The following is a 4,806-nucleotide window of genomic DNA, read 5'->3' on the forward strand; positions in this document are numbered from 1 at the left end:
CTCGTGCTCAGGTCTGGACGCTCCGCGAACGGTTACTGAAGCTGGGCGCTCGCGTGGTGGTCTCGGTGCGCCGCATGGTGCTGCATCTGCCCGCGTCGTTCCCGTTTCTTCCCGCCTTCCGGCAAGTGGCCCTGGCATTCGGAGCCTCGCCGGGATAGCGCGCCTCGGCTGACCAGAAAACCTCACTTCCCACTCGCTCGCAAGCTGCGTATCAGGACAACTGCGCTCGAAAAACCTGCGCCGCATCTATGGCGCGGCTAGACAGATGCCCGCTCTCGTACGCTAACCAATATCACCGAGCCTAAAGCAGCTTCGCCACAATCTCGCGCTCACAATAGCCGTTCGCCGCGGGCTTCACGAATGATGCAGGCTAGGGAGACTGGTCTCCGTGTCATCCAGGTCAATCCGCGGGTCTTTTGCTTCGTCCAGCAGCTCCTGGAGCCAATACCCACGAAGGCGATCACGATGAGTGTGTCCAGCCAAATGCGGCCAACCCATGGTCTTTCGCACACGCTGGATATAGGCCTTCACAAATTGATCCGCGGTATAGCCATCGTCATCGTCTGCAACATGTTCGGCGTGCTCATCGCTGTACTCGCCATTGATGAGTGCCAGATGGAGAGCGACCCGCTTGGCCGTCTCCTCGGCCGTCGGAGTCACCGTCGCGAATGCTTCATCTAGGACAGAATCGAATCCCGACAAGTCGTCCAAGGCTCCCTCGGCGATGGCTCCGTCCGAGTTCATCACGCCGAAAGCTACGATCTGATGCGCGGCCGCAAGGAATGCTCCACTAAGATCGGGGACCAGACGTTTCACGTCCCGTGAGAACTTCGCTTCGTAGCGACCATGGCTGAACGGAAGGACTTCGCGAATGAATCGATCGATTAAAATCCGAGTCCGCGGATCGGACCGGTGACGCTCATACCATTCTTCGTCTCTGGTTGGTGTCGACCACTGATCAAGAAAATTCCACTGGCGCCGGGTCCCTCCACTGAGGAGATACCGCGCGATCTCCGATGGTCCACTGGCACGTGATCCTGAGGCAGACGCGAGTCTCAGGTCTTCTTCAAACTTACGGCCAGAATCGGCTAAACGTGCCTCAAGCCATGTGTCGATGACCGAGTGCGTCTCCGGTGTGAGCTGGACACTGATTTCAGTCTTCTTGGGGATTGCAGCAAGGAGGGTTGCAGCTTTGCCTGCTCCCCGTTCGGTTGGGCCACCGTTCGAGACCCATACGTTGATCAGGGTCCTTAGTGTCTTGGAGGCGAGCACCCGGCCCCGTTTAAGTGCACGCTCTACGCCAGCCTCTACGCGCGGGTGGTAGTAAAACACCACCTGTTCGCTCTGCTTGAGGTTTCGCGCGGCGACAAAGAACTGGACCAACGGTGTGACGCCTCGTTCCAGCTGATGCACTCCATCTGCTAGTTCCAGTTCTAGAGAAAGCAAATAGGAATAGGAAAATTTGTCGGCCACTTTCAGCAGCGCCCAGATGACCGCAGCTGCCGCGACGTAGTCACTGTGTTCGATCTGTTCAACTACCGTGCTCTCGATGGAGTTCTCATGGGCAGTACGGATCGCTTCTTTGATCCAAGCATGGTCGTCGGAGTAGCGCTGCCGGTCGATGATCGCAACAGCGTCGAAGAACTTTTGAATCTCGAGTGGGGTCGCCAACTCCCTCAAAACAGTCTCCTGCGCTTGACTGACGGGCAACTGAAGTTCCCATGGCAATGCTGGAACGCGTGTTTCGTAGAGACGCGATCGCTGGGTGCCACCGTAATGTTCCGCTTCGAGCGGCATCTGCCACTTGCGCATGTTTTGCAGAACATCCGCACGTTCCGCAACGTCTTTGCGCGTCGTTGCGACATACAGGTGGTCATGGTTTGCGCGGGCGAAGAAGTTGCTCAACTGATCGGACCACAGACGGGTCTCGGACTCGAGATCAAAACGTCCCCAGGGATCCTCAATGTCGAACAACACTGGAGGTGGGGTGATGTCCTCCTCCAATTGCCGTGGACCGCGTGTGATCTTCACACGCGTAAGACCGGGAATCTCCTGCCTCAGCTCCTCATACAGCACCTGCGTCGCCAGGGTCTTGCCGGTCCCCGACTGGCCAATGATTAAAGCCGCGTGCTTCTCTGTGATTGTGCTTCGGAGTTCTGACCAGTTCGTCGGCTTGACGTGCTGATCCATCTCCTGCGAACTTGCCAGATATCCTTCGTGATTGCGGATGACGGCTTCGACATCTTGCCGTCGCAAACGCCCTCCAGCACCTCCACGGATTCGAACACGAGCCATTTCCCGCAGCACGTTTCGGCAGTCCTCCCATCTGGCGTTCGGCACCTTGAAGAGCTCGATGAGCAGACTCTTGATATCGCCGAAGAGGCGCTCCTCGTCTTCTGCTCCGATCACAGCAACTCGCCCTGCTGCTCCGCTCGGAAGCGCTCTTGCAATCGAGGCAGGCATCTTCTCGGGCTTCGGCCATTGCGCGGGCTTCCGAACAAACAAGCCCCGAGCTCCACCGTTGAGAGCCGCACTGGTGACTAGCAGATACCGAACGTTGGTTTCAGTCAGGCGCGTTGCTGCGGAGAGCCGATCATCGCTCCCATATTTCAAGAGCTTCTTGATCCCATCGACGGTCCAGGCGTCTCCGCTCCGTAGCTTTGCCTGCACCACGAGGACATAGTTATCGACGTGCAATTTGCCGGTGACTCGCCCGGGCTCGTTCTCTTCCAGTTCGGCTTCGAGATCTTCCTGGGAAGGTGGCTCAAGAACCAGTTCGTGTGCCATTTTGTTGGCGACCAACAGTTGCAGTGCTAACCAGACCGAGACGTCGATCTGGTATTCGTAACCGGCAAGGCCGTCGCGGCCCGCTCCTCCCGGTTGAGTCTCGTCAATCTCTGGCACTCTCGTCTCTCCCCGTCGTGTTCACACGAGTCATCGAATCCACTGCTTTTTTTTGTTGCTTCAGCGTTGATCGCGAGCGATCGTGGCACTTCGCTCATATTGGGGGACGAACCTCCCGAGGGCGATCGCGTTCCATCTGATTATCGCAAAGCGAACAAACTGAGCTGATACGTCGGGTGCAGACAATACATCTGGCCGTTGCGGGCTGCGAGGGCCACGGCAAAGCAGGAGGAGCGTCACTCTGCGACGTGCCGAGGTCGTAATTGCTGACGAGCAAGAATGCCGCCTCGCAACGAGAAAGATGAGATTCTATGGCGGAGCGCCAGTCTCATCGGTACCCGGAAACGCGCTTGTGGCGAGTAGAGCGCCGCAGGCAGTTAGAGGGGAAGGTGCAGGAAGGGGGAACGTCTTTCTGCCGCGCCGCCGACGAGCGGAGGTCGGCCAAGCGGGATGAGGGTTCGGGAAAAACCGAAGGGGTGTCTCCCGGCGCGATTTGTGCTCGCGCCGAGGGACAAAGCGGCCCCGGACGAGTCCGGGGCCAAGGATGGGAAATGCTAGGCAGTTTTCTTTCGGGTTGGCTCCTTCTTTTGGGGGGCTTTGACCCACGCGGGTTTCGCTTTGCCGGAAGCGTCGGCCTTGGCTTTGACGGCCTTCGGCTTCTTGGGCGCGAATGCTTGCTCGGCTTCGGTCAACAAGCCGGGTTTGCGCCTTAGTCGTGAGCTAGTCGATCGGAAGCTTGCAGGCCAACAGAACGTCGCGATGGATGGTCTCGGTAATGAGTCAGTGGCTCAGACAATTCGACGATTTCGATCCGAGATTGCTGAAGCCGAAACAATCGACTCCTTTCGACAGATCGAAGCCAAAGCTGCAAAGGTCTATTGGTCGTCCTGGCGCTCAATACCGGTCATGTTTCCTCGAAAAGACTTGCCGCGTGTTCCTGAACACTGGCTCACATTTGGATCCCGGACTTCGTCGCTGACATCGTCGCCTCGATTGGCAACTAATCCTGTAAACGCGATCTTGAACTATCTGTATGCGGTACTCGAAGCGGAGTCGCGATTAGCAGCTGCAACACTAGGTCTTGATCCCGGAATCGGAGTTCTGCATCTCGACGCGCCAAGTCGAGATAGTCTCGCGTGTGATTTGATGGAGCCGATTAGGTCAGACGTCGACGCGTTTGTATTGGATTGGTTGAAACGTGAACCGTTGCTGCGTAATTCATTCTTCGAGCAACGCGACGGAAGTTGTCGATTGATGGCCCCCTTCGCGTCGAAATTATCACAGACAGCGCCAAGCTGGGCGAAACTGGTTGCGCCGGTTGCCGAGTGGTTTACGCAGGAGCTGTCCAAATCAACGATAAGTCATCATGGGGACTGGGATCTCAATGAGTAAGTTCTAATCCACAATCGGCGTTTCTCGTTACCAATCGCGCGAAGGGAGATCGATTATGAGCAATCGCAACGAACTTCGTGTGACGCTATCTTTCAGCTGTCGTCCATTCCAGAAACTCAACCTGAGCTACTACGGCTACAAGACGAAGCCAGATCACCTTGGCCTTCTGTTCCTTCGTCTGAGCACAACGCGTCTACGGATGAAGGGTTGCGCCGCCGATCTCTGTCACCGACTCATCCGTTCCCCATTCCGATCGCAGGCCTAGCGCGATGATCCCCGCCAACAAAAATCCACCGGCTGTCAGTGAAAGACCGAAGGTGAAACCTCTCTCCTGAGCAATCTTCCCTACCGTGTAGGGAGCCGCGGCGCTGACGATGCGGCCCAGGTTATAGGCGAATCCCATTGCTCTGCCTCGCAGCGCGGTTGGAAAAGCTTCGCTGGCAATTACGCTGAAGCCGCTGAAGTACCCCGAGCCGAAGAACCCGACGATCGGTCCGAGAAGCAGGAGCG

2 protein-coding genes and 1 pseudogene are annotated in these 4,806 nt (G+C 57.2%); 1 reads left to right on the top strand and 2 read right to left on the bottom strand.

The genetic code is table 11. The features are described 5' to 3' along the window. Nucleotides 1-354: 354 nt before the first annotated feature. Complete coding sequence (locus Q363_RS30550) at nucleotides 355-2,904, bottom strand: nSTAND3 domain-containing NTPase (protein ID WP_035358289.1); 2,550 nt, start codon at nucleotides 2,902-2,904, stop codon at nucleotides 355-357. Between the two features lie 636 nt (nucleotides 2,905-3,540). On the opposite strand from Q363_RS30550, the gene cas1 reads away from it, so the two are divergent. Then, nucleotides 3,541-4,296 (top strand): CRISPR-associated endonuclease Cas1, encoded by a 756-nt coding sequence (gene cas1, locus Q363_RS39600; RefSeq protein ID WP_169747198.1) that lies wholly within the window; start codon nucleotides 3,541-3,543, stop codon nucleotides 4,294-4,296. Nucleotides 4,297-4,489: 193 nt separating this feature from the next. Here cas1 and Q363_RS42465 read toward each other — a convergent pair. Beyond that, nucleotides 4,490-4,806 (bottom strand): annotated as a pseudogene (locus Q363_RS42465) (hypothetical protein); the annotation flags it as partial.

Origin of the sequence: Edaphobacter aggregans DSM 19364 (assembly GCF_000745965.1) — a bacterium.
GTDB lineage: Bacteria > Acidobacteriota > Terriglobia > Terriglobales > Acidobacteriaceae > Edaphobacter > Edaphobacter aggregans.